The sequence below is a fragment of the Kitasatospora sp. NPDC002227 genome, from assembly GCF_040296285.1.
GTDB lineage: Bacteria > Actinomycetota > Actinomycetes > Streptomycetales > Streptomycetaceae > Kitasatospora.
Map to the genome: position 1 here is coordinate 1 of NZ_JBEOWY010000042.1, position 25,770 is coordinate 25,770.

At 70.8% G+C, this 25,770-nt stretch carries 17 protein-coding genes and 1 pseudogene; 5 read left to right on the forward strand and 13 right to left on the reverse strand.

Annotated elements, in window-relative coordinates; translation table 11 throughout:
- Positions 1–428 precede the first annotated feature (428 nt).
- From ABT095_RS28725 to eccD, 9 genes are all read right to left on the reverse strand, one after another.
- The gene (locus ABT095_RS28725) at positions 429–2,114 is read right to left on the reverse strand and encodes a ribonuclease J (RefSeq protein WP_350532447.1); all 1,686 of its coding nucleotides are present in this window, start codon (positions 2,112–2,114) and stop codon (positions 429–431) included.
- Positions 2,115–2,281: 167 nt separating this feature from the next.
- The gene (gene dapA / locus ABT095_RS28730) at positions 2,282–3,181 is read right to left on the reverse strand and encodes a 4-hydroxy-tetrahydrodipicolinate synthase (protein WP_350532448.1); all 900 of its coding nucleotides are present in this window, start codon (positions 3,179–3,181) and stop codon (positions 2,282–2,284) included.
- A 228-nt stretch (positions 3,182–3,409) separates the two neighbouring features.
- A complete protein-coding gene (gene thyX, locus ABT095_RS28735) occupies positions 3,410–4,144 on the reverse strand; it encodes an FAD-dependent thymidylate synthase (RefSeq protein ID WP_350532449.1) in 735 nt (244 codons plus the stop codon).
- A 53-nt stretch (positions 4,145–4,197) separates the two neighbouring features.
- Positions 4,198–4,653 carry a tetratricopeptide repeat protein gene (locus ABT095_RS28740; protein WP_350532450.1) on the reverse strand — a complete coding sequence of 152 codons (456 nt, stop codon included), beginning with the start codon at positions 4,651–4,653 and terminating at the stop codon, positions 4,198–4,200.
- Complete coding sequence (gene dapB, locus ABT095_RS28745) at positions 4,653–5,399, reverse strand: 4-hydroxy-tetrahydrodipicolinate reductase (RefSeq protein ID WP_350532451.1); 747 nt, start codon at positions 5,397–5,399, stop codon at positions 4,653–4,655. The genes ABT095_RS28740 and dapB overlap by 1 nt, the downstream gene beginning before the upstream one ends.
- 11 nt (positions 5,400–5,410) lie before the next feature.
- Positions 5,411–6,763, reverse strand: a complete 1,353-nt coding sequence (locus ABT095_RS28750) for a M16 family metallopeptidase (RefSeq protein WP_350532452.1) — start codon at positions 6,761–6,763, stop codon at positions 5,411–5,413.
- 100 nt (positions 6,764–6,863) lie between these two features.
- Entirely contained in the window at positions 6,864–9,071 is a 2,208-nt protein-coding gene (locus ABT095_RS28755) for a polyribonucleotide nucleotidyltransferase (RefSeq protein ID WP_350532453.1), read from the reverse strand.
- 429 nt (positions 9,072–9,500) lie between these two features.
- Positions 9,501–9,791, reverse strand: a complete 291-nt coding sequence (gene rpsO, locus ABT095_RS28760; RefSeq protein ID WP_104816145.1) for a 30S ribosomal protein S15 — start codon at positions 9,789–9,791, stop codon at positions 9,501–9,503.
- 117 nt (positions 9,792–9,908) lie between these two features.
- Positions 9,909–11,366, reverse strand: a complete 1,458-nt coding sequence (gene eccD, locus ABT095_RS28765) for a type VII secretion integral membrane protein EccD (protein ID WP_350532454.1) — start codon at positions 11,364–11,366, stop codon at positions 9,909–9,911.
- 305 nt (positions 11,367–11,671) lie between these two features.
- Here eccD and eccCa point away from each other — a divergent pair, with 305 nt between their 5' ends.
- Positions 11,672–15,628, forward strand: a complete 3,957-nt coding sequence (eccCa, locus tag ABT095_RS28770) for a type VII secretion protein EccCa (protein WP_350532455.1) — start codon at positions 11,672–11,674, stop codon at positions 15,626–15,628.
- A gap of 419 nt (positions 15,629–16,047) precedes the next feature.
- A complete protein-coding gene (locus ABT095_RS28775) occupies positions 16,048–17,469 on the forward strand; it encodes an APC family permease (RefSeq protein ID WP_350532456.1) in 1,422 nt (473 codons plus the stop codon).
- A 70-nt stretch (positions 17,470–17,539) separates the two neighbouring features.
- Here ABT095_RS28775 and mycP read toward each other — a convergent pair whose 3' ends face one another.
- From mycP to ABT095_RS28795, 4 genes are all read right to left on the reverse strand, one after another.
- The gene (gene mycP / locus ABT095_RS28780; protein ID WP_350532457.1) at positions 17,540–18,826 is read right to left on the reverse strand and encodes a type VII secretion-associated serine protease mycosin; all 1,287 of its coding nucleotides are present in this window, start codon (positions 18,824–18,826) and stop codon (positions 17,540–17,542) included.
- A gap of 104 nt (positions 18,827–18,930) precedes the next feature.
- The gene (locus ABT095_RS28785) at positions 18,931–19,224 is read right to left on the reverse strand and encodes a WXG100 family type VII secretion target (protein ID WP_350532458.1); all 294 of its coding nucleotides are present in this window, start codon (positions 19,222–19,224) and stop codon (positions 18,931–18,933) included.
- An 89-nt stretch (positions 19,225–19,313) separates the two neighbouring features.
- Complete coding sequence (locus ABT095_RS28790) at positions 19,314–19,619, reverse strand: WXG100 family type VII secretion target (RefSeq protein ID WP_350532459.1); 306 nt, start codon at positions 19,617–19,619, stop codon at positions 19,314–19,316.
- A 178-nt stretch (positions 19,620–19,797) separates the two neighbouring features.
- Positions 19,798–21,372: a type VII secretion protein EccB gene (locus ABT095_RS28795; RefSeq protein ID WP_350532460.1), complete on the reverse strand. Its 1,575-nt coding sequence runs from the start codon at positions 21,370–21,372 to the stop codon at positions 19,798–19,800.
- A gap of 413 nt (positions 21,373–21,785) precedes the next feature.
- Between ABT095_RS28795 and eccE the strand changes: the two genes are divergently transcribed.
- From eccE to ABT095_RS28810, 3 genes and pseudogenes are all read left to right on the forward strand, one after another.
- Positions 21,786–22,970 (forward strand): type VII secretion protein EccE, encoded by a 1,185-nt coding sequence (gene eccE, locus ABT095_RS28800; protein WP_502885040.1) that lies wholly within the window; start codon positions 21,786–21,788, stop codon positions 22,968–22,970.
- Positions 22,970–23,731, forward strand: a complete 762-nt coding sequence (locus ABT095_RS28805; RefSeq protein WP_350532462.1) for a hypothetical protein — start codon at positions 22,970–22,972, stop codon at positions 23,729–23,731. The genes eccE and ABT095_RS28805 overlap by 1 nt, the downstream gene beginning before the upstream one ends.
- 388 nt (positions 23,732–24,119) lie before the next feature.
- Positions 24,120–25,766, forward strand: a pseudogene (locus ABT095_RS28810) (MinD/ParA family ATP-binding protein); the annotation flags it as partial.
- Positions 25,767–25,770 lie beyond the last annotated feature (4 nt).

Below are 25,770 nucleotides of genomic sequence, written 5' to 3' on the forward strand. Positions count from 1 at the left end.
TGAGCGGCACGGCAACCACCGGAATAGGGTGATCCCGCGCACTGCGTCCTCGCTGTGTTTTGTTACTAAAGGAATCTCCAACCCGGATCAAGCGACCCAGGCCGGGGATGTCAACATATCTGGCGTTGACTTTTGGCACGCTGTTGAGTTCTCAAGGAACGGACGCTTCCTTCGAGCCGCCTTCCGGCGAGGCCCTCCGGGCTTCGTTCTTTCGTATTTCCAGCCTACCAGATGTTTTCCGCGCGATTTCCGCCGGGCTCTTTCTGGTTTGCTTTCCGCCTTTCGGCGCTCCCGAACTCTACCAGAGTTCTTCGGCCGTTTTCCCGCTCTCCGATTCGAGTCAATCGAATTTCGGAGCGAGACCCACCGGCCGTGGGGCAACCCGGAGAACACTACGCACCGGGCCACCCCACGTCAAACCGGGTGGATCAGACCTCTACGACGACCGGCAGGATCATCGGGCGACGGCGGTAGTTGTCCGCGACCCACTTGCCGATGGTGCGGCGCACCAGCTGCTGGACCTGGCGGACCTCCAGAACGCCGTCGCTCGCGGAGCGCGCGAGGGCCTCCTCGAGCTTGGCGACCACCGGGGTGAAGGCACCGTCCTCGATACCGGAGCCGCGGGCCTGGATGGTCGGGCCGCTGACCATCTTGCCGCTGCTGGAGTCGACCACGACGAAGACGGAGATGAAGCCCTCCTCGCCGAGGATGCGGCGGTCCTTGAGGGAGGCCTCGGTGACGTCGCCGACGGAGGCGCCGTCCACGTAGACGTACCCGGCCTGGACCTTGCCGACGATCTTGGCGACGCCCTTCTCGAGGTCGACCACCACGCCGTCCTCGGCGATGACCGTGCGGTTCTTCGGGACGCCGGTCTTGATGCCGAGATCGGCGCAGGCGCGCAGGTGGCGCCATTCGCCGTGCACCGGCATCAGGTTCTTCGGCTTGCAGATGTTGAAGAAGTACAGCAGCTCGCCGGCCGAGGCGTGGCCGGAGACGTGCACCTTGGCGTTGCCCTTGTGCACGACGTTGGCGCCCCAGCGGGTCAGGCCGTTGATGACCCGGTAGATCGCGGTCTCGTTCCCCGGGATGAGGGACGAGGCCATGATGACGGTGTCACCCTCGACGATCCGGATCTGGTGATCGCGGTTGGCCATCCGGGAGAGGGCGGCCATCGGCTCGCCCTGCGAGCCGGTGCAGACCAGGACGACGTCCTTCTCCGGGAGGTCGTCCAGGGTCTTCACGTCGACGATCAGGTTGCCCGGCACCTTCAGGTAGCCGAGGTCACGGGCGATGCCCATGTTGCGGACCATCGAGCGGCCGACGAAGGCGACCTTGCGGCCGTACTCGTGCGCGGCGTCCAGCACCTGCTGGATGCGGTGCACGTGGCTCGCGAAGGAGGCGACGATGATCCGGCGCTCCGCGTTGGCGAACACGTTGCGCAGGGCGGCGGAGATGTCGCGCTCGTGCGGGATGAAGCCGGGGACCTCGGCGTTGGTGGAGTCCACCAGCAGGAGGTCCATGCCCTCCTCCGCGAGCTTCGCGAAGGCGGGGAGGTCGGTCAGACGGTTGTCCAGCGGGAGCTGGTCCATCTTGAAGTCACCGGTGGCGACGACCATGCCGGCCGGGGTCCGGATGGCGACGGCCAGCGCGTCCGGGATGGAGTGGTTGACGGCGATGAACTCGCAGTCGAAGGGGCCGATGCGCTCGCGCTCGCCCTCCTTGACCTCCAGCACGTACGGCCGGATGCGGTGCTCGGCGAGCTTGGCCTCGATCAGCGCCAGGGTCAGCTTGGAGCCGATCAGCGGGATGTCCGGGTTCTCGCGGAGCAGGAACGGGACGGCGCCGATGTGGTCCTCGTGGCCGTGGGTCAGGACGATGCCGTCGATCTTGTCGAGGCGGTCCCGGATGGACGAGAAGTCCGGCAGGATCAGGTCCACGCCCGGCTGCTCGGCCTCGGGGAAGAGGACGCCGCAGTCGACGATGAGCAGCCGGCCGGCGTACTCGAAGACCGTCATATTGCGGCCGATCTCCCCCAGGCCGCCGAGCGGGGTGATCCGGATGGCGCCCTCCTTGAGTGCGGGGGGCGTGCCGAGTTCGGGGTGCGGGTGGCTCAAAGAACTCTCCTCACCACGCACGCCACACGGACAGAGGGGCCTCCCCTGTACCCGTGGGGCGTGCGTGCTTTCGTTGATTGCCTACTTACCAGGTCTTCGCGCCTGTCGGTCCGGTCCAGCGGCAGCCCTCGGGAGGGCCGGCGAGCCGGGGGGCGCGCACGTCTGTGTCAGAGGTGTACCCCGCCTGCGGCGAGATCCTCCTTCAATCGGGCGATCTCTTCCGGGTTGGCGGAGATCAGGGGAAGGCGCAGCGGCCCGGCGGGGTGTCCCTGCAGGCCGAGGGCGGCCTTGCTGAGGATGACGCCCTGGGTGCGGAACATGCCGGAGAACACCGGGAGCAGGCTCTGGTGGATCGCGGTGGCGGTGGCGATCTCGCCCGCCAGGTAGGCGTCGACCATCGCGCGCAGCTGGGTGGCGGCCACGTGGCCGACCACGCTGACCATGCCGACCGCGCCCACGGCGAGCAGCGGCAGGTTCAGGATGTCGTCGCCGGAGTACCAGGCCAGGCCGGTGCGGGCGATCGCCCAGGAGGCGGCGCCCAGGTCGCCCTTGGCGTCCTTGTTGGCGACGATCCGCGGGTGCTCGGCGAGGCGCACCAGCGTCTCGTGGCTGATCGCGACACCGCTGCGGCCGGGGATGTCGTAGAGCATCACGGGCAGCGCGGTGGCGTCCGCGACGGCGGTGAAGTGCTGCCGCAGCCCCTCCTGCGGGGGCTTGTTGTAGTACGGGGTGACCACCAGGAGGCCGTGGGCCCCGGCGGCCTCGGCCTGCTTGGCGAGCTCCACGCTGTGGTGGGTGCTGTTGGTGCCGCAGCCGGCGACGATGTGCGCCCTGTCCCCTACCGCCTCCACCACGGCACGGACGAGCTGGGCCTTCTCGGCGTCGCTGGTGGTCGGGGACTCACCGGTGGTGCCGTTGAGGACGAGTCCGTCGTTGCCGGAGTCGACCAGGTGGGTGGCGAGGCGCTGCGCGCCGTCGAGGTCGAGTCCGCCGTCGGCGGTGAAGGGGGTCACCATCGCGGTGAGGACCCGGCCGAAGGGAGTCTGGGGGGTGGAGGTCGGAGCCATGCGTCCAAAACTACTCGTATGCGGCTGGTCGGTACCTAAGCCGGTCCAGGGTTCGGACAGCCGGAGGCGCCGGTCAGAGGGCCGGTCGGGAGCCGGACATGGGATTCCGGTGCTGCGTGCTCGGGGGTTCAGGCAGCACCGGAATCCTTGTCCTGAGGTTAGGGAGCGGTCAGGCGAGCTGCAATCCAGACATGCCAGAAGAGCCGCCCATATGCCAATCGACCCAGGTCAGGGCGCGACGCGACCGTGCTCGTTGAAGGCCGCATGGGTGAGGGGCATGAGCTTGGCCCACTGCTCCTCCATCGCCTCGGCGACCATCTCGATCTCCCGCTGCGGGAAGGACGGCACCTTGGCGTTCTCGGCCTTGGTGCGCAGCGAGAGGAAGTGCATGAGCGAGCGGGCGTTGCAGGTGGCGTACATCGAGGAGAACAGGCCGACCGGGAGGACGGCGCGGGCGACCTCGCGGGCGACGCCCTCGGCGAGCATCTCCTGGTACGCCTTGTACGCCTCGGCGTAGGCCTTCTGCATCTGCTCGGCGACCACGGCCTGCTGCTTGTCGGTGCCGTCGACGAACTCGTACCGGCCGGGGCGGCCCTGCTGGACGAGCTTGCGGTCGGCGCCGGGGACGTAGAAGACCGGCTGCAGCTCGCGGTAGCGGCCGGACTCCTCGTTGTAGGACCAGCCGCTGCGGTGCCGGTGGAACTCGCGGAAGACGAAGATCGGCGCGCTGATGAAGAAGGTCATCGAGTTGTGCTCGAAGGGGGTGCCGTGGCGGTCCCGCATCAGGAAGTTGATCAGGCCCTTGGACTTCTCCGGGTCCTGCTGGAGTGCCTCCAGGGATTGCTCGCCCGCGGTGGAGACCCGGGCGGCCCAGATCACGTCGGAGTCCTGGGCGGCGCTGCGGACCAGGTCCACCGTCACGTCGCTCCGGAACTCGGGGTCCTGCACAACTGCGTCGTTCACGCGCTGATCCTCATTGTCGACGGCCGTACTACATGCCAAGGGTAACGGCCGGGCTACACGCCGAGCGTGGAGCCCGTGGCGTGCAGCCGGATCGCGTGCTGCATGGTCTTGCGGGCGCGCGGCACGTCGCCGGCGTCCGCGTAGGCGACGGCGAGGCGGAACCAGACCCGCCAGTCGCCCGGGGTGGCCTCGGCCTCGGCCTGGCGGCGGGCGAAGACGGCGTCGGCGCTGGCACGGTCGATCCGGCCGCCGCTGGTGCGCTTGAGCTCGTCCACCGGGAGGCCGCCCTCGGCCTCGAGCTCGCGGGCGAGCTGTTCGCTGGCCTTGCCGAAGCGGACGGTCTGGCGCAGGAACCAGATGCCGATGGCCGGGATGACGAAGGCGCACAGGCCGATGCCGATGCCCAGCGGCTTGCCGGTGGCGATCAGCTGGATCCCTTCGCCTATGCAGACGAGGGAGACGATCAGCAGGACGCCAGAGAGGATGAAGAAGCCGGTCCGCGAAGTCATCACAGGTCCAGGAAGTGTTCGAGGCCGAAGGTCAGGCCGGGGGTGGTGACCACCTTGCGGGCGCCGAGCAGGATGCCGGGCATGAAGCAGCTGTGGTGCAGCGAGTCGTGCCGCAGGGTGAGGGTCTCGCCGGTGTCGCCGAGCAGCACCTCCTGGTGGGCCAGCAGGCCGCGCAGCCGGACCGAGTGCACCGGCACGCCGTCCACGTCGGCGCCGCGGGCGCCGGGCAGCCCGTGGGTGGTCGGGTCGCTCTGCCGGGGCAGGCCGGCCTCGGCGCGGGCGGCCGCGATCAGCTGGGCGGTGCGGGCGGCGGTGCCGGAGGGGGCGTCGGCCTTGTTGTTGTGGTGCAGCTCGACGACCTCGACGGTCTCGAAGTACTTCGCGGCGGTCTGGGCGAACTTCATCGCGAGCACCGCGCCGATGGAGAAGTTCGGCGCGATCAGCACACCGACGGACGGCGCGGCGGCCAGCCAGCCCTGCAGGGTGGCCAGGCGCTCCTCGGTCCAGCCGGTGGTGCCGGTGACCACGTGGATGCCGTTGGCCACGCAGTACTCGAGGTTGGCCATCACCGAGTCGGGGTGGGTCAGCTCGACGGCGACCTGGGTGCCGGCCTCGGTGAGGGTCTCCAGCTTGTCGGCCCGGCCGAGGGTGGCGACCAGGTCGAGGTCGGCGGCGGCACCGACGGCCAGCACCGCCTCGGAGCCGATCCGGCCGTTCGCGCCGATGACGGCGACACGCAGGCTCATAGGAAGTCCTCTCAGGCGAGCAGGTCGGCGAGCTTGGCGGCCCGCTTGTCGGTGATCGGGCCGATCAGGGCCAGCGAGGGGCGGTGGGCGCCCAGCACGTCCCGGGCCACCGCGTGCACGTCCTCCAGGGTGACGGAGGCGATCTTCTCCAGCATGTGGTCCACCGACAGGTGGTGGCCGTAGGCGAGCTCGGCCTTGCCGATGCGGTTCATCAGCGAGCCGGTGTCCTCCATGCCGAGCACGGTGGAGCCGGAGATCTGGCCGATCGCCCGGCGCAGCTCCTCCTCGGTGATGCCCTCGGCGACGACCTTGGCGAGCTCCTCGCGGCAGATCCGCAGGACTTCCTCGACCCGCTTGGGCTGGCAGCCGGCATAGATGCCGAACAGGCCGCTGTCGGCGTAGGAGGAGGAGTACGAGTAGACCGAGTAGGCCAGGCCGCGCTTCTCCCGGACTTCCTGGAACAGGCGCGAGCTCATGCCGCCGCCGAGTGCGGCGTTGAGCACGCCCATCGCCCAGCGGCGCTCGTCGTGCCGGGGCACGCCGGGCACGCCGAGCACCAGGTGGGCCTGCTCGGTCGGGCGGTTCAGCACCTCGACCTTGCCGGCGGTGCGCAGCGCCTTGACGCCGCGGCGGACCTCGGCGGGGTGGCCCTCGGACTTGGCGAGCACGGCGGCGAAGGCCTTCTCGACCTGGCGGACCACCTTGGCGTGGTCGAGGTTGCCGGCGGCGGCGACCACCAGGTGCTCGGGCTTGTAGCGGCGCTTGTAGAAGCCGGCGATCTGGTCCCGGGTGAGGTTGGTGACCGTCTCCTGGGTGCCCAGGATCGGGCGGCCGAGCGGGGAGGTGCCGTAGATCACCTGGGCGAACAGGTCGTGCACCACGTCGCCCGGGTCGTCCTCGGCCATCGCCATCTCCTCGAGGATGACGCCGCGCTCGGCCTCGACGTCCTCGGGGCGGATCAGCGAGCCGGTGAGCATGTCGCAGACCACGTCGATGGCCAGCGGCAGGTCGGTGTCGAGCACCCGCGCGTAGTAGCAGGTGTTCTCCTTGGCGGTGAAGGCGTTCATTTCACCGCCGACGGCGTCCAGGGCGGCCGAGATGTCCAGCGCGCTGCGCCGCTCGGTGCCCTTGAAGAGCAGGTGCTCCAGGTAGTGCGTGGCGCCGTTCAGGACGGGCGTCTCGTCGCGCGAGCCGACGCCGACCCAGATGCCGAAGGTCGCCGAGCGGACCGTCGGCAGCGTCTCGGTGACGACCCGCAGGCCGCCGGGGAGCACGGTCCGGCGGACCGTGCCGGCGCCGTCGACGCCCTTGAGCAGCGTCCGGGTGGTGCCGGGGCGCTGCTGTGCTGCCGAGGCCTGAGCCACGAGTGTTCCTCTCGAAAAGCTTGGGACAACAGGGTGCGGCCCGTACGCCGCGAGGGGCGTACGGGCCGCGCTGTCGTTAAAACAGCGAGTGGTCAGAGACTCACTCGGAGGCGGCCTCGCCGCCCTCCTCGCCCTCGACGACCGGGATCAGCGAGAGCTTGCCGCGCGGGTCGATCTCGGCGATCTCGACCTGCACCTTGGCGCCGACGGCGAGCACGTCCTCGACGTTCTCCACGCGCTTGCCACCGGCGAGCTTGCGGATCTGCGAGATGTGCAGCAGGCCGTCCTTGCCCGGCATGAGCGAGACGAACGCGCCGAACGTCGTGGTCTTCACCACGGTGCCCAGGTAGCGCTCGCCGACCTCCGGCATGGTCGGGTTGGCGATCTGGTTGATCGTCGTACGGGCAGCCTCCGCCGAGGGACCGTCGACCGCACCGATGTAGATGGTGCCGTCGTCCTCGATGGTGATGTCCGCGCCGGTGTCCTCCTGGATCTGGTTGATCATCTTGCCCTTGGGGCCGATGACCTCACCGATCTTGTCCACCGGGATCTTGATGGTGATGATGCGCGGCGCGTTCGGCGACATCTCGTCGGGCGCGTCGATCGCCTCGTTCATCACGTCCAGGATGTGCAGGCGGGCGTCGCGGGCCTGCTTGAGGGCCGCGGCCAGCACGGAGGCCGGGATGCCGTTCAGCTTGGTGTCGAGCTGGAGGGCGGTGATGAAGTTGCGGGTACCGGCGACCTTGAAGTCCATGTCGCCGTACGCGTCCTCGGCGCCGAGGATGTCGGTCAGCGCGACGTAGTGCGTCTCGCCGTCGATCTCCTGGGAGATGAGGCCCATGGCGATACCGGCGACGGCGGCCTTCAGCGGCACACCGGCGTTCAGCAGCGACATGGTGGAGGCGCAGACCGAGCCCATCGAGGTGGACCCGTTGGAGCCCAGCGCCTCGGAGACCTGGCGGATCGCGTAGGGGAACTCCTCGCGGGTCGGCAGGACCGGGAGGATGGCGCGCTCGGCCAGGGCGCCGTGGCCGATCTCGCGGCGCTTCGGCGAACCGACGCGGCCCGTCTCGCCGACCGAGTACGGCGGGAAGTTGTAGTTGTGCATGTAGCGACGGCGCGTCTCCGGGGAGAGCGTGTCGAGCTGCTGCTCCATGCGGAGCATGTTGAGGGTGGTGACGCCCAGGATCTGGGTCTCGCCACGCTCGAACAGCGCGGAGCCGTGCACGCGCGGGATGGCCTCGACCTCGGCGGCCAGGGTGCGGATGTCGGTGACACCGCGGCCGTCGATGCGGACCTTGTCCTTGATGACGCGCTCGCGGACGATCTTCTTGGTCAGCGCGTTGTAGGCGGCGCTGATCTCCTTCTCGCGGCCCTCGAACTCCGGCAGGAGCTTCTCGGCGGCGATCGCCTTGACGCGGTCCAGCTCGTTCTGGCGCTCCTGCTTGCCCGCGATGGTCAGCGCCTTGGCCAGCTCGCCCTTGACGGCGGTGGTCAGGGCGGCCAGCACGTCGTCCTGGTAGTCCAGGAAGACCGGGAACTCGCCGGTGGGCTTGGCGGCCTGGGCGGCCAGCTTGCTCTGCGCGGCGCACAGCACCTTGATGAACGGCTTCGCGGCCTCGAGACCGGCGGCGACGACGTCCTCGGTCGGCGCCTCGGCGCCGCCCTCGACCAGCTTGATGGTCTTGTCGGTGGCCTCGGCCTCGACCATCATGATCGCGACGTCGCCGTCCGGCAGCGTGCGGCCGGCCACGACCATGTCGAAGACGGCGTCCTCGAGCTCGGAGTGGGTCGGGAAGGCCACCCACTGGCCCTTGATCAGCGCGACGCGGACGCCACCGATCGGGCCGGAGAACGGCAGGCCCGCGAGCTGGGTGGAGGCCGAGGCGGCGTTGATGGCCACCACGTCGTACAGGTGGTCCGGGTTGAGCGCCATGACGGTCACGACGACCTGGATCTCGTTGCGCAGGCCCTTGACGAAGGACGGGCGCAGCGGGCGGTCGATCAGGCGGCAGGTGAGGATCGCGTCCTCGGAGGGCCGGCCCTCACGACGGAAGAACGAGCCGGGGATGCGGCCCGCGGCGTACATGCGCTCCTCGACGTCCACCGTCAGCGGGAAGAAGTCGAAGTGCTCCTTCGGCTGCTTGGAGGCGCTGGTGGCCGACAGCACCATGGTGTCGTCGTCCAGGTAGGCCACGGCGGAGCCGGCGGCCTGACGGGCCAGGCGGCCGGTCTCGAAGCGGATGGTACGGGTGCCGAAGCTGCCGTTGTCGATGACGGCCTCGGCGTAGAACACGTTCTCTTCCACCTGGAAGATCTCCTCTTTCGTACGTCTCCCGAGGAGCGCCCCTGCGCTTGCCCGCCTGCGGCCCGGGCACTGGGCCGGTCTTCGATCGAAGCCTCCGGGCCGTCCGCTGTGGGGACTCCCGGCGGCCACTACCGAGGACCGGCGCCTCTCGGCGCGGCGGTCGCGTGTGGACGCTCCCTGGGATGCGGGCGGCTTCCGTTTGAAGCCTTCGGCCCGCTGGGGTGATGTCGTGCTGCCTCACCTCTTGCGGCGTCGTGTCACACGATGCCAAGAGCGGGCATGCCCCTCACCTTACAAATTCACACCCTATCGAGCGCGGCATTACCACGCGTGTGGAGTGCGCCTCCCGGGTCGTCCGCCATCCGGACTCCCGGGGATGCAGCGAGGGGCGGCTCCCCCGGAGAGGGGAGCCGCCCCAGCGCGGCGGTCTTAGCGGGCGCCGCCGGCGGCACCGCGACGGATGCCGAGGCGGTCGACGAGCGTACGGAAGCGCTCGATGTCCTTCTTGGCCAGGTACTGCAGCAGGCGGCGGCGCTGGCCGACCAGGATCAGCAGACCACGACGCGAGTGGTGGTCGTGCTTGTGGAACTTGAGGTGCTCGGTCAGGTCCGAGATCCGGCGGGACAGCATCGCGACCTGGACCTCGGGGGAGCCGGTGTCGCCCTCCTTGGTGCCGAACTCGGCGAAGATCTGCTTCTTGACAGCGGCGTCGAGGGCCACAGCAACTCCTTCAAGCTGGTCCGAGTGACCCTGGTCTACTGCACAGGATCTGACTGAACTCGGTGAGCGCCGCCGACGGACGGCACGCGCTACAAGGGGCAAGGGTACCAGCCGGGCTCAGCCGGTCGCGCCGCGGATCAGACCGTAGACGTCGAGCACGGCCAGCGCCAGCGGCACCAGCGAGATCAGCATCAGGCCGTCCACCATGTCCAGGATGCGGCCCCAGAACGGCGAGACGCCCAGCCGGGGGACGATCAGCGCGATCGCGGTCAGCACGGCCGCGCCCAGCGCGATCGACAGCGCGAGCCAGATGGTGCGCATGTCGGCCGAGGTGCCGCCGGCCGCCTTGATGATGAACAGCGGGGTGTGCAGCGACAGGCCCACGATCAGCAGGGCCAGGCCCAGCAGACCGGCGATGACCAGGCTGAAGACCTGCGCGGTGTAGCGGAACAGGCGGGCGCGCAGCATGGTCGCCACCCCGAGGCTCAGCGCGAGCAGCTCGGCGAACATCTTGTCGCTGAAGCCGAGCACCACGCAGGCGCCGACGATGGTGGCGGCGCAGCCGCCGACCAGGCCGACCAGCACCTCGTGGCCGCGGCGGGCCTGGTGGGCGATCCGCTCGTACTGCACGGCCTCGGCGCGGCCGGTCTCCTCGGTGTAGGCGGAGCCGCGGGTGCGGGCCTGGCCGGGAGCGCTGAAGCCGACGGGCAGGCGGGCGAAGCGGGCCGAGAGGGCCGGCAGGAAGCCGATCACCGAAACGGCGGCGACCCCGGTCACGGCGGCGATCTGGGTGGCGGGGGTGTCCGGCAGCAGCACCGCGGCGAAGGTGGCCAGGGTGCCGGCGGCGGCCAGGAAGGAGGAGGAGACGAAGGCCGAGTCCTTCTCCGGGAGCAGCCCGACCAGCAGGATCGAGACCACCAGCACGGCCACGCAGCCGACCAGCAGCTGCAGGCGGCCCGGGCCGTCGCCGAGGTGGGCGACCGGCAGGATGCCGGTGCCGGCGATCAGGGTGTGCGGCAGGGCGCCGAGGCCGAGCGCGAGCCCGGCGTCGTGGTCGCCGTAGACCCGGGCGCGGACGGCGGCGAACGCGAGCAGCGTGACGGCCGTGACGCCGGCCAGGATGCCCGGCAGGCTGTGCATGTCGTGGCGCAGGTCGGAGTACCAGAGCGCGAAGCCGAGCAGTGCGAGCAGCACCCCGGCGCCGATCAGGCCGAAGCCGCGCATCAGGTCGGTGTTCCAGAACCGGCGGTCGGCCTCGACCGCGCTGGCGATCGCGTCGGCCACGTCGTCGTAGACCGCCGGCGGCAGCGACTCGGCGAACGGACGCAGGCTCAGCAGGTCACCGTCGCGAACCTGTTGGGCGGCCAGCGGCAGACCGCTGTCGAGCACGGTGCCGTCGCGGCGGACGAGGTGGAAGCCGGTCGGCGCCCCGTCCACCTGGGTCTGGCCGGACAGCCGCAGCACCTCGGGGTAGACGTCCGCGAGCGGCACGTCCTCCGGCAGTGCGACGTCGATCCGGCTGTCCGGTGCCACGACGGTGACCCGGCAGAATCCGGTCGTTGCGTTTGCGCTCACCGGCGCTCCCCCTTGTTGACTGTGCCTGTTCGTCAGCTTTCGCCCGATCGGTCCGGAACTGACACGGGCCGACCAACAGTTGGCGCGGCGTTACCCTACCGCTCGGTGCGGCCGGTCGTCTTTACGGGGCCCCGGAGCTGTTCCTCCGCGATCCGACCAGTAGGATCGGCGCCTGCGCAAGGCGTACGGGGGCGGTTCAAGCGCGAGAGCCCCGCGTCGCCTGCGATCGGCGGAGCGGGGGCGGCGTCATCACACGGGGCGTCCTCACCCGTACGTATCCCAGTTGCGTGAGGGCTGATGCCGTAGTGAGCGTTGTTACTGTCAAGCGTCCGGCGCGGGCCTATCCGCCCGCTGTGCCGGACGAGCCGGTGGAGCTGGTGCCGCCACCCGAGCTGCCCCGGTCGGGCGCCGAAGACTGGATGATGTCGCTGCTGCCCCTGCTCGGCATGGGTGGCTCCGCGGCGTTCTTCTTCTCCCCCGGTGCGCAGGGGCCGATGAAGATGATGGGCGTCCTGATGGTCGCCTCGACCGCGGGCATGGCGATCGCACAGATCGTCAAGGCCCGTAAGGGCGGCAACGCGGGCACCTCGGACGAGCGCCGGGACTACCTGAAGTACCTGCAGCAGATGCGCCGTCAGGTCCGCCGGACGGCGGAGCGGCAGCGCGGTGCGCAGCTCTTCCTGCACCCCGAGCCCGACCAGCTGTGGTCGATCGTGGCCGAGGGGCGCCGGCTCTGGGAGCGGCGGCCCACCGATCCGGACTTCGCGCAGATCCGGCTGGGCCGCGGGCCGCAGCAGCTGTCCACCCCGCTGGTGGCGCCGCAGACGGCTCCGATGGACGAGCTGGAGCCGCTGGCCGCCGAGGCGATGAAGAACTTCCTCACCTCGCACGGCACCCTGCAGGACCTGCCGCTGGCGGTCTCGCTGCGCGCCTTCTACCACATCACCGTCTGCGGCGACCCGGACACCGTCTACGGCAACGTCCGCGCGATGATCGCCCAGCTGACCACCCTGCACTCCCCCGACGACCTGATGGTCGCGGTGGCCGCCGCGCCCGGCGCGGTGGACGAGTGGGAGTGGGCGAAGTGGCTGCCGCACGCCCAGCACCGCAAGGAGAACGACGGCGCCGGTTCGCGCCGCCTGATCGCCACCGGTCTGGGCGAGCTGGAGGACCTGCTGGCCAACGAGCTCGCGGGCCGCAAGGGCTTCTCCCGGGATGCCGCGCCCTCGGGCGACCAGCCGCACGTGATCGTGGTGATGGACGGCGCCGCCGTGCCCGCCGACTCGATCCTGGCCGGCGCCGAGGGCGTCGAGGGCGTCACCGTGATCGAGGTCGTCCCGGGTGACCTGGACGAGCCGAGCGGCCACCTGATCGTCACCGTCACCCCGGACGAGCTGCTGCTGGAGTCCGCCTCGGGCGCCTCCTACTCGGGCAAGCCCGACACGCTCTCCTCCTGGCAGTCCGAGGCGCTGGCCCGCCAGCTCGCGCCGTTCCGGTCCTCGGCCGGCGGGGACGACGGCGACCCGTCGCTGGTCTCGATGGACTTCACCGAGATGATGAACACCGGTGACCCGGGCGCCTTCGACCCGGCCCGGCACTGGCGGCCCAAGCCGGTCTCCGAGAAGCTCAAGGTGCCGCTGGGCGTCGGCCAGAACGGCGAGTACGTCTGGCTGGACATCAAGGAGGCCTCGCTCCAGGGCATGGGCCCGCACGGCATGTGCGTCGGCGCCACCGGCTCCGGCAAGTCCGAGGTGCTGCGCACCATCGTGCTGGCGCTCGCCGTGACGCACTCCTCCGAGGTGCTCAACCTGGTGCTCGCCGACTTCAAGGGTGGTGCGACCTTCGCCGGTATGGCGGAGATGCCGCACACCGCGGCCGTGATCACCAACCTCGAGGGCGAAGCCACCCTCATCGACCGCATGCGGGACTCCATCGAGGGCGAGATGAACCGCCGTCAGGAGCTGCTCCGCTCGGCCGGCAACTACGCCAACATCAACGAGTACGAGCGGGCCCGCGCCGCCGGTGCGGCCCTGGACCCGCTGCCCTCGCTGCTGATGATCATCGATGAGTTCTCCGAGCTGCTCACCGCGAAGCCGGACTTCATCGACCTGTTCATCCAGATCGGCCGGATCGGCCGTTCCCTCGGTATGCACATGCTGCTCGCCTCCCAGCGTCTGGAGGAGGGCAAGCTCCGCGGTCTGGACACCTTCCTCTCCTACCGCCTGGGTCTGCGCACCTTCTCCGCGGCCGAGTCGCGGGCCGCGATCGGTGTGCCGGACGCCTACCACCTGCCGCCGATCCCCGGTGTCGGGTACCTGAAGTTCGGCTCCGACGTGATGGAGCGCTTCCGCGCCGCGTACGTCTCGGGGGCCTACCGCCCGCCGGGCCACCAGGCGCTCTCCAGCGGCGGCCGGGCGATCACCGCCCAGCCGGTGCTGTTCACGGCCGCCGAGGTCGAGGTCGTGGAGCCGGTGGTCGAGGAGGTGTTCGAGGAGGTCGAGGAGATCGACGACTCGCTGCTCGACACCATGCTCGACACCTTCGTCAGCCGCATGATCGGCCAGGGCCCGCCGGCCCACCAGGTCTGGCTGCCGCCGCTGGACGCCGCTCCCAGCATCGACCAGCTGGTGCCGCCGCTGCAGGTCACCGCCGAGCGCGGGCTCACCTCGCCCGAGTTCGGTGCGCTCGGCCGGCTCGTGGTGCCGGTCGGCATCGTCGACAAGCCGCGTGACCAGCGCCGCGACGTGCTGTACCAGGACTACTCCGGCTCGGCCGGTCACGGTCTGATCATCGGTGGCCCCCGCTCGGGCAAGTCGACGATGATCCGCACCATGGTGGCGGGCTTCTCCGTCACCCACACCCCGGCCGAGACGCAGTTCTACCTGCTCGACTTCGGTGGCGGTGGCTTCCAGGCGCTGCAGGGCCTGCCGCACGTCGGCGGGGTGGCCGGGCGTCTGGACGTGGACAAGGTGCGCCGCACCATCAGTGAGGTGCAGGGGGTGCTGAACCGCCGTGAGGAGCTCTTCCGCACGGCCGGGATCGACACCATCGCCACCTACCGCACCCGTCGGGCGGCCGGCCAGCTGCCGGACGAGCAGTTCGGCGACGTCTTCCTGATCATCGACGGCTGGCTCACCTTCAAGCAGGAGTTCGAGCTGCTCGAGCCGGTCGTCGCCGACATCGCCCAGCGCGGTCTCGGCTACGGCGTGCACGTGATCCTCACCGCCGCCCGGTACGCCGAGGTGCGCCCGGCGCTCAAGGACCTGCTGCTCAACCGCACCGAGCTGCGGCTCGGTGACGCGATGGAGTCCGAGATCGACCGCAAGGTCGCGCAGAACGTCCCGGCGGGGCAGCCCGGCCGCGGTCTGACCGCCGCCAAGCTGCACTTCCTGTCCGGTCTGCCCCGGCTCGACGGCTCCTCGGAGATCGAGGACCTGGCCGACGGCGTGGCCGACCTGGTGGCCCAGGTGGACGCCGCCTGGCAGGGCCCGCGCGCCCCGCAGGTCCGCATGCTGCCCGCCGTGCTCGACGGCAACTCGCTGCCCAAGGGCTTCGAGCACCCCGAGCTGGGTGTCGCCTTCGGTGTCGACGAGGTCGAGCTCGCGCCGACGTACCTCAACTTCGAGTCCGACCCACTGTTCATCGTCTTCGGTGAGAGCGAGTCGGGTAAGTCGGCCGTGCTGCGCATGCTGATCAAGCAGATCACCGAGCGCTACACGCCCGAGCAGGCCGGCATCGTGATCGGTGACTTCCGGCGCTCGCTGCTCGGCGTGGTGCCGCCGGAGTACCTGGTCGAGTACGCGGCGGCGGCGCCCGCCATGACCTCGATCGTGGACATGCTGCGTGGCGCCTGCTCCCGCCGCCTGCCCGGCCCGGACGTCACGCCGCAGCAGCTGCGTGACCGCAGCTGGTACACCGGCAAGGACATGTTCGTGATCGTCGACGACTACGAGCTGGTCGCGACGGCCTCGGGCAACCCGCTGCAGCCGCTGGCCGAGTTCCTGCCGTTCGCCCGTGACATCGGCCTGCGCGTGATCATCGCCCGCAGCGCCGGTGGTGCCGGACGCTCGCTCTTCGAGCCCGTCATGCAGCGCATGCGCGAGCTCGGCGGCCAGGGTCTGCTGCTCTCCGGCGACAAGGGCGAGGGCGCGCTGCTCGGCACCGTCAAGCCGCAGCCGCTGCCGCCGGGGCGTGCCGTGTTCGTCTCGCGCAAGATCGCGGCGGGCCAGATGGTCCAGACCGGCTGGCTGCCGACGCCGTAACACCGTGTGACGGGAAGGCCCGGGTCCGTTGGGACCCGGGCCTTTCCGTGTCCGGGTGCCGAAATGTTATCGACGTATTTCGGGCATCCCGCTGCGGTTCTCGTTGTCAATCCCCCCTCCGGCGGGTCGTCGGCACTTCTCGGGCGAGCCAGTGCCTCGATCGAACGTGACCTTCGAATCCCAGCCGATACTGTTTTGTTCACCTTCGATTCATATGCCATCGGCCGATGCAAGGGGCGACCGCCTGCATGCCGATACGGCCCACCGCAACGAATTCCGAAGCAGTACGCGCGTTGACTCGGCGATTTCCGCAAGGTTCCATGGCGGCTCGGGAGCGACAGGACCAATGACCCAGGAAGACGCTGCGGAGGCGATACCGCTCCCTCCCCCAGGACCGAACAGAGTCGATCGGAACACTCATGACCGACACGCTTCCCCCGCTCACCGTCGTGGACGCCACGACCGCCGCGGGCACCACCGAGGCCCCCCGCAAGCTGGGCCGCTCGCTCGGCGTCGTCGGCGGCACGCTGCTCACGCTCTCCTGCGTGACCCCGGCGTCCTCCCTCTTCGTGATCGTCCCGGATCTGTTCAACGCCCTGGGCACCGCGACCGCCATGAGCATCGCCATCGGCGCCGTGCTCTGCATCGCGGTGGCGTTCTGCTACTCCGAGCTCGGCACCCTGGTGCCCAGCGCCGGTGGTGAGTACGCGATGGTCGGCACCCTGGCCGGGCGGTTCGCCGGGTGGCTGGTGTTCATCCAGTCCCTGATCGTCGTCATGATCGTGCCCTCGGTGATCGCCCTGGGCACCGCCGCCTACCTGGCTCCGATCGTCCATGTCGACCCGAGATTCGCGGGCGCCGGCGTGATGCTGGCGGCCACCGTCGCCGGCCTGCTCGACCTGCGGGCCAACGCCTGGATCACCGGCATCTTCCTCGTCCTGGAGGTCATCGCGGCCGGTGTGGTCTCCGTCCTCGGCTTCGCCCACAGCCAGCGCGGCGTCGGCAGCCTGATCCACGGTGCGGTGGCCGGCACCAGCGGCGCCACCAGCCCGGTCGGCCTGGGGGCGATCCTCGCCGCGATGGGCACCGCGCTCTTCGTGACCCAGGGCTTCTCCACCGCGGTCTACCTCTCCGAGGAGCTGGAGAACCCGCGCCGGAACGTAGCCCGCACCGTGCTCTGGACGCTGGCACTCTCCGCCGTCGTCATCATCGTCCCGGTCATCGCGATCACCCTGGGCGCCCCCGACCTCGCCTCCCTGACCGGCGGCGACATCTCGAGCATGGTGGCCGGCTGGAGCGACTCCGCGCTCGGCACCTTCATCAGCCTCTGCATCGCGCTGGCCATCATCAACGCCGGCATCGTGATGGTCATCCAGAACTCCCGGGTGCTCTTCGCCTCCGGCCGCGACAAGGCCTGGCCCGAGCCGGTCAACAAGGCCTTCGGCACCCTGAACCGCTTCAACGCCCCCTGGATCGCCACCCTCGCCGTCGGCATCCCCGGCGCCGCGCTCTGCTTCGTGCCCAACGACAACGGCAGCAACCTCCTGAGCAACATCACCGGTGTCGCCGTCGCCGCCCTCTACCTGCTGGTCGCCGTGGCCGCGCTGTTCTCCCGCCGGGCCCACCACAAGGGCGCCCCGGCCTGGCGCCAGCCGCTCTGGCCGGCGCTGCCGATCCTGCTGATCATCGCCCTCGGCTACGTGCTGACCCAGCTGGACGTCACCGCCCTGCTGTGGACCGGCGGCATCACCGCCGCCGCCAGCCTCTACTGGCTGTTCTACCTGCGCCCCCGCCAGGAGACCCGCTGGGTGATCACCCTCCCCGAGGACGAGCAGATCTGACCCGTCCGGACATGGCAGTGCGGCCCCACCGATCCGGTGGGGCCGCACTGTCATGTCCGCAGGGGCAGGCTCAGCTGCCCTCGCCGCGCGCCTTCCGGCGATCCCGCATGACCACCGAGGCGCCGCCGAGGCCGGCCACGGTCAGCAGGCCGCCGCCGAGGACGTACAGCGCCGTGCGGGAGTCCCGGTCCTGCTGGGTCTCGGCCAGGCCGAGCGGCTGGGCCACGATCCGGGCCGAGTCGAGCTGCACGGCAGCCTCGGGTTTCGGTTCGTCCTCCGGCTCCGCGTTGCTCTGTACGGCCTTGACCGGGTCGACCACGCCCCAGCCGGTGTAGTCGTTGCGGTCCCGGCCGCTGCGCTCGGCCGTCTGCTCGATCCGGGCCCGGATCTGCGCGGGCGTCCAGTCCGGGTACTTCTGCTTCAGCAGCGCCGCGACCCCGGCCACGTACGGCGCGGAGAAGCTGGTGCCGTTGTCCACACACTGGCCGTAGCTGCGGGCCGTGGAGAGCATGTCGACGCCCGGTGCGACCACGTCCACGAAGGTGCCGTACTGGGAGAAGGAGGCCCGCTCGTTGTTGCGGTCCGAGGCGCCGACGGCGAGCACGGTGGGGAACGCGGCCGGGTAGGTGTTCCCCTCCAGACCGTCGTTGCCGGAGGAGGCCACCACCACGATGCGGGCCTTCTCGGCGTCCTTCAGCACCTTCTCCAACTCGGGCTTGTGGTCGAAATCACCGTCGGCGCCCGTCCCGCGGACGTCCTGCGAGATGTTGATGACCTTGGCCTTCATCTGGATCGCCCTGTTGATGGCGTCGATCAGGTGCGGCACATCGCCCGAGCCCTGGGCGTCGTTCTGCCGGATGGCCAGGATCTGCGCCTTGGGGGCCAGGCCGATGAAGCCGGTCTTGTCGGACTTCCCGGCCGCGATGATGCCCGCGACCTTGGTGCCGTGCCCGACCTGGTCGGCGGTGGCGGGCCCGGTGTCCTCCTGGCCGTCCTTCTTGATGAAGGCACCGCCGTCGACCACCTTGTCCGCCAGCTGCGGGTTCTTGTTGTCCACCCCGGTGTCGATCACCGCGACGAGGATCCCGTCTCCGTCGATCGGCTTCTGCTTCTCCTTGGGCAGCGTGCTGTCCGGCAGCCAGAGCTGGTTCAGCAGCACGCGCTGCAGCGACCACGGCACGCCCTCGACGTCCTTGGACGGCACGGCGCACTCCGCCGAGGCCGACACGACCATCGGGGACCAGCGCGCGGTGCCCTTCGGGTCGTCCGCGTACGCGGGCCCGGCCGACAGGCCGCCGATCACCCCCAGCGCCACCAACGCCGCACCCGACCTGCGGAAACCACCCAACGACGGCACTGCTCAACCCCTCCTGCGTTCCCCGTTACGAGGCGCGCGGCGCGAGCCACGCACCAGGGGCGGGCGCCCGCCCGGACGCCCGCCCCTTGTGAAGTGCCGAGCACTCAGTGCCAGATGTTGGCGTTCTTGCTCTCGGTGTCCTGGTAGCTCTGCGCCGCGTTGTCCAGCGAGGTCGCGATCTGGCTCAGGGCCTGCTGCAGGTCGGCGGCCTTGGCGTCCCACTCGCGCTGACGGGCCTGGTAGCCCTCCTGCGCCTTGCCCTCCCAGCTGGAGGCGATGCGGGTCACGCCGGCCTTGAGGTCGTCCAGCTGCTGCTGGATGCGCGAGGCGGTCTGACGGACCTCACCGGCGGCGTTCTGGATGGTCGAAAAATTAACGAGAATGCTGCTGTCGCCCATGGCGTCTGTCTCCTTGTCGAGGATGAAGCTACGTACGGTGGCCTGTCACGAGCACCGGGCGGCGGGGCGAACCCCGCCGGTCACCAGGCTCAGATCCCGCCCGCGTGCGACATCGAGGACTGCTGGTCCTGCTCGGTGGCGGCGTAGAGCTTCGTGGTGGCCTCGATGGCCTGCTTGATCTCGTCGAGCACCTTGTTCAGCGCGTCCGCGTCCGCGTTGAAACGCGTCTGCAGCTGGCCGTAGGCGGTCGCGGCCTGGCCCTTCCAGCCCGCCTTGATCTCGTCGACGAGGGTGTTGAGCCTCTGAATCTCGCCGTGGATCTGAGCGTTCACGTCACCGATACGGTTCGCAAACGCAGTCATTTCCTCAGCGGTCGTCCTGAACTGACCAGCCATGATCCACCGTCCCCCATGAGACAGACTTCCTGACGGACGGTCCTGGCACGGTCCGTCCGTCCGACACCACGGTGTGGCGCCATCCAGCACTGTAGCCGCCGACCGCAAGTCTCCCAACACCGGGAGCAAGGTAGTTACCAGACCATGACACCGGCCCGGCTTCGACCCTGACCCGTCGTCAGTACGTCTGCGGCTTGGTCGCTGCGTTCACGTCCAGTACCGGACCGGCCGGGACCAGCGAGGCCCAGCTGTTGGGCACCGCCACCGGCTGGATCTTGTCGTAGCCGAGCCTGGCCTGCGCCCCGTCGCCCTGCTGCGGTGCCGGCTGCTGCCCGGCGGCGCCGCCGCTCTTGGCGTCGCCGGCGGGGGCGGTGTTGGCCAGCAGCTGGTAGCGCAGCCCGGTCTCGGTGATCAGGTAGTTGGCGCCCGAGCCGCCCAGGCCGTTGTCGGTGGCGCGGAAGACCAGTCCGGCCCCCGGGGAGACGTGGGCGCTGGACGAACCGGAGGCGATCTCGGCCGGGTACTTGGTGTCGGCGAAGACGCTGCGGTGCACCTTGCTGTCGGCGTCCATGCTGTCGAAGGTGCTGCACAGCACCGTCCGGCCGCCGTCGGCGCCCACCACGTTGACCGGGTGGCCCGAGGGCTTCTCCCGCGGCAGCTTGTCGGCGCTGGGCATCATGCCCTTGTCGATCTTGCTGCCGTACTTCTCGTAGTCACTCTGGGTCAGCTCGCCGAACGTCGCGGTGTGGTTGTCGTAGAGCAGCTTGCTCACCGGGCCCTTGGAGATCATGTTGGCCTGGAAGGCCGTCACCTCGAAGAGCGCGTCCTTGCCGACCACGTAGAAGCTGCTGTTCTGGTACGTCAGCAGCCGCCCCACGAACCGGTCGGCCTGCTGCGTGAGCTGCAGGGTCGACGGCACCTTGGTGGTCGGGCTGAAGCCCTGGATGTCGGGGTAGTCGATGCGGTCGCCGTCACCCAGGGTGTCCAGCCACTCCTTGGTGACCTTCTGCGGCTCGGCCGCGCCGAACACCGCGCCCGCCAGCCCGAGACGGTAGTCCGCGTCCGTATCCTGCTGGCCGATGGCGTGCTTGTTCCCCAGCGAGTCGACCAGGTACCAGGCGGGACGGTTGTTCGCGATCTCCGGGCTCTCGACGAACAGCCACTCGCCCGGGGCCAGCATCTTGCCCGGCTTGGCCAGCGCCAGCGCCTCCTTGTCGGCGGCGACGAAGACGGCCTGGTTGACGGTCGACTGGGTGTTGCCCGCACCCGCGCGGTCGCAGACCGACCACTTCTTCGGCGCCGCGGCCACGTCCGGGGTCGGGAGCTTGTCCGGCGCGTACGGGATGCCGATGGTCGGGCCGTGGTTCTTGTAGGCGTCCAGCACGCTGTCGGCCACGATCACGATCTTCGCGTTGGCCGGGGTGACCAGCCGGGCCGAGGCCATGTTCAGGACCTGGTGGAGCACCTTCTGCTTGGTGTCCGGGTCGATCAGCACCACGTACCGGGTGGTCGAGTCCTTGCCCTGGATGATGTTCTTGGTGTCGTCCCAACCCTGCGGCGCCGTCGGACTGATGACGCCGAGCATGCCGAACCCGGCCACCAGTACGGCCGCGACCACGACGCTGGGCAGCACGGCCTTGACCGGACGCGGCGCGTCCTCGTCGTTGCCGCCCCCGCTCGGCTGGAGGAAGGCACCCACCATGCGCTTGCGCGCGAAGGTGTAGGCGTTCAGCTCGTCCCGGCGTGATGCCATGATCGTCGTCTCCCCTGTTGTGACGGCTACGCGTGCCCGGGCTCGGCACCTGTGCGTACGTCAGCACGATTCATCCCTGCATGAGTCTGCCACCCGCCGGGCGAAGACCGCAGCCAACCCTCTACGATGCGGCAGCAGACGGTGAGTACCGTACGGCCACGGTTCGCCGACCGGCCAACCGGGCCGTGACAACCGATCAAGAGAGGGTCACTCGGGGGATGCCAAGCCAGACCGCTCCAGAGCGACGCAGTACCGCGCAGGGCCGTAGGGGCGGCCATGGAGGGGGCTCCGGACGGCGCTCCCGGCCCGCCCCGAACCGGCCGACCGGCGCGGTCCAGCCGAAGCTCCACCCGCGCCCGGGCCTGCTCGGCTCGCGGCTCCAGCTGCAGCAACTCGTGCTGCTGGAGGTCGCGGTGGCCCTCGTCGCCTGCGGCTGGAACATCAACCCCGCGGTCGGCGGCGCCATGGTCGTGCCCGCCGTGGTGCTCGTGGTGATGGCGCTGCTGCCCCTGGGCGGGCGGAGCCTGCCCGAGGCGCTGCGGATGCGCGGCGAGTTCAACGCCCGCCGCAAGCAGGCCGCGCGCAACGTGCCGCCGCCCGGCACCGACCCGGCGCTCGCCCCCGTGCTCGAGGTCGAGCCCGCGCTGCGCACCTGCACCCACGCCACCGAGACCGACCTCGGCGGCCGCCCGGTGCGCCGCGAGACCGGCATGGTCGGCGACGGCACCTTCCTGACCTCCGTCCTGCTGGTGCAGGCCAAGGACCAGCCGCTGCGGCCCAACCGCACCGCGCTGCCGCTGCCGCTGGACGTGGTGGTCTCCGCGCTCAAGGTGGACGACATCACCCTGGAGTCCGTCCAGCTGGTGCAGCACACCCAGCCGGCGCCCGCGCCGCACCTGCCCGAGCAGTCGCTGGCCGCCCGCGCCTACCACCAGCTGCCCGACGGCCTGGCCACGCCGGGCCTGCGGCTGACCTGGGTCGCCCTGCGGCTGTGCCCCGAGCAGAGCAGCACCGCCGTACTGGCCCGCGGCGGCGGCGAGGAGGGCGCCCGCAAGGCGCTCCAGCGCGTCACCGACCAGCTGGCCGGGCGCCTGGGCAGTGCGGGATTCACCACCACCGCCCTGGACGAGCGCGAGCTGATCGCCGCGCTGTCCATCTCGACCTGCGCCAACCCGATCGCGGTGGCCGGCCGTCAGGGCACCGGCGGCGGCGGGGGCACCACCCGGCGCACCCAGGAGAGCCGCAAGTTCTGGCGGATCGACGACCGCTGGCACAGCACCTACTGGATCTCCAAGTGGCCGCAGCTGAGCCGCCCGGGCGGCGCTCCCGGCCGGATCGCCGCACCCGACCTGGTCAACCTGGTCACCGGTACCCCCGCGCTGGCCAGCACCTTCAGCCTGACGGCCGCGCCGGGCACCGGCGGGGCCCTCGCGATCAGCGGGCACGTCCGGGTCACCGGCCGCAGCGAGAGCGAGGTCGAGCAGGTGGGCCGGCTCGTCGAGTCGCGCGCCCAGCACGCCGGGGTCGGCCTCACCCGTCTCGACCTCGAGCAGGCCCCCGGCCTGCTCGCCACGCTGCCCCTGGGAGGGACTTCCTGATGGCCTATCAGACCTACCCCAGCCACGCGCCCGAGCCGGGCGCCGACCAGCAGCGCCCCCGCCCCCGGGCCGGATTCGGCCTGCGCGGCCCGCGCCGCGAGCGGCACGTGCTGGCCCCGGAGGACTTGGCCGCGCTCTCCTTCCCGGTCGGCGACGACGGTGTGGTGATCGGGGTCGACCCGCAGCAGCAGCCCGCCGTGCTCGGCCTGTTCCGCCCGAACCCGTACGAGCTGGTGCTGGTCGGCGGCATGTGGACGGCGCAGATCATCGCGCTGCGGGCCGCCGCCACCGGCGCCCGGATCGCGGTGGAGACCGCCCGCCCGCAGGCCTGGGCCCCGATGGCGCAGGCGGCCGGCGGCGGCCAGCCCTGCGTGACGATCCACCAGGTCGGCCGCCTCGGCGCCCAGGGCGCCTCGGTCGCCTCCCCGGTGCTGGTGGTCCGTGACCTCGGCGCCCGCCCGCCGCGCAGCCGCCTGTCGGCCGCGCCCTGGCAGACCACCCTGACCCTGCTGCCGTACCTCGGGCCGAACGCGGTCCGGGTGCTCAACGCCGCGGACCTGGTGGGCATCCAGCGGGTCTCCCCGCAGGAGTCCGAGATCCTGGCCCGGGTGCTGTCGCTCGGCGACCAGGAAGTGGCGGCGCTGCCAACTCTTGGCGACAACATCACCCTCTGGGCGACCCGCATGCGGCGCCAGTTCGTGATGACCAACCCCGGCGAGGCGGAGGCCCAGCTGCTGGGCCTGGCCCGACGGATGGACTGACAGCCCGACGGCTGACCAGTCACCACCGGTCCGTACCGGACGCCCGCGCGAGCCCACCCGGCCGCGCGGGCGTGCCCCGTGACCGCCCCGGGGCGTGCGACCGGTGCGGTCACGTACGTGGGACACCGCCTTCAGTTGGCCGCGATTCACGGCCTAGTCTTAGGTGGCGACTCCACCGCGAAGAGCGGCGGCGCAACACGAGGGAGCCCAAGTGAGCAGCGATCGGGACGGCGTCTACGTCGGCGACAACGCGGCGGAGGACGACGACGACTGGTCGGACACGCCCGACTACTCGCCCCCGTCCTGGTACACCCAGAGCTCCACTCCGCCGGCCCAGCAGGCCCAGCAGACGCCCCCGCCGGCTCCGGCCGCGCAGTCGGCTCCGCAGCCGCCCGCCACGCCGCAGCAGGTGACGCCCGCCGCCGGGACCCCGGTCTGGCCGGCCCCGGGCGAGCAGCCCGCCGCGCCGGTGCCTCCCGCCGCCCCGCAGCCGGAGGCTCAGCAGGCTCCGCTGCAGGCGGGCCCGGTCGCGCCGCCCGCCCAGCCCGGCCCGCCCGGGCAGCCGGGCCAGCAGCAGCCTGCCCAGCCGTACCAGCAGACCCCGCCGCCCGGCCCGTGGCCCACGCAGGCGCCGGGCCAGCAGCCGCCCGCCCAGCCGGGCCCGCCCGGTGCGCAGCAGACCCCGCCGCCCGGGTACGGCTACCCGCCGCCGGGGCCCGGCCAGGCGCCGGCCCAGCCGGTCGACCCGCGGCAGGGCGGCTGGCCGCAGCAGCAGGGTGGCTACCCGCCGCCGCAGCAGGGCGGATACCCGCAGCAGGCGATGCCGCAGGCGCCGGTGGCCTTCCAGCAGGGCGGCCAGCAGCCGATGTCGCACGGCGCCGCGCTCGGCTACACCGCGGCCGTCGAGCTCTCCTCCGACCGCCTGCTGAAGGGGCAGCCCAAGCAGCAGAAGGAGTCCCGGTTCAAGTTCGGCGGCAAGGCGGCGGAGGCCGACCGGGCCCGCAAGCTGGAGATCATCCGTACCCCGGTGATGAGCTGCTACCGGATCGCCGTGATCAGCCTCAAGGGCGGCGTCGGCAAGACCACGACCACCACCTCGCTCGGCGCCACCCTGGCCACCGAGCGCCAGGACAAGGTCATCGCCATCGACGCCAACCCGGACGCCGGCACCCTGGGCCGCCGGGTCAAGCGCCAGACCGGCGCGACCATCCGTGACCTGGTGACGGCCATCCCGCACCTGCGCAGCTACATGGACGTGCGTCAGTTCACCTCGCAGGACCTGCACTCGGGCCTGGAGATCCTGGCCAACGACGTCGACCCGGCCGTCTCGACCACCTTCAACGACTCGGACTACCGCCAGGTCATCCAGGTGCTCGGCCAGCACTACCCGATCATCCTGACCGACTCCGGCACCGGTCTGCTCTACAGCGCGATGCGCGGGGTGCTCGACCTCGCGGACCAGCTGATCGTCGTCTCCACCCCCAGCGTGGACGGCGCCTCCAGCGCCTCCACCACGCTGGACTGGCTCTCCGCGCACGGCTACGCCGACCTGGTGCAGCGCTCGATCACGGTGGTCTCCGGGGTCCGCGAGACCAGCAAGATGATCAAGGTCGAGGACATCGTCGCGCACTTCCAGACCCGCTGCCGCGGCGTCGTGGTGGTGCCGTTCGACGAGAGCCTGGCGGCCGGGGCCGAGGTCAACCTCGCGATGATGCGGCCCAAGGTCCGGGACGCCTACTTCGAGCTGGCCACGCTGGTCGGCGAGGACATCGCCCGGGCCCAGCACGCGGCGGGCGGCGGCTGGCAGCAGCAGCAGCCCCAGCAGGGCGGCTACCCGGGGTACCCGCAGCAGCAGGGCGGCTACCCCCAGCAGTACCCCCCGCAGCAGGGCGGGTACCCGCAGCAGGGCGCTCCCTGGGCTCCGCAGCCCGGCCAGCCCCCGCAGCAGGGGCAGGCCCCGCTCCCCCAGGGCTGGGCCCAGCCGGGGCAGCAGCCCCAGCAGCCCGGCTACGGCTACCCGCCGCAACAACAGTGAGCTG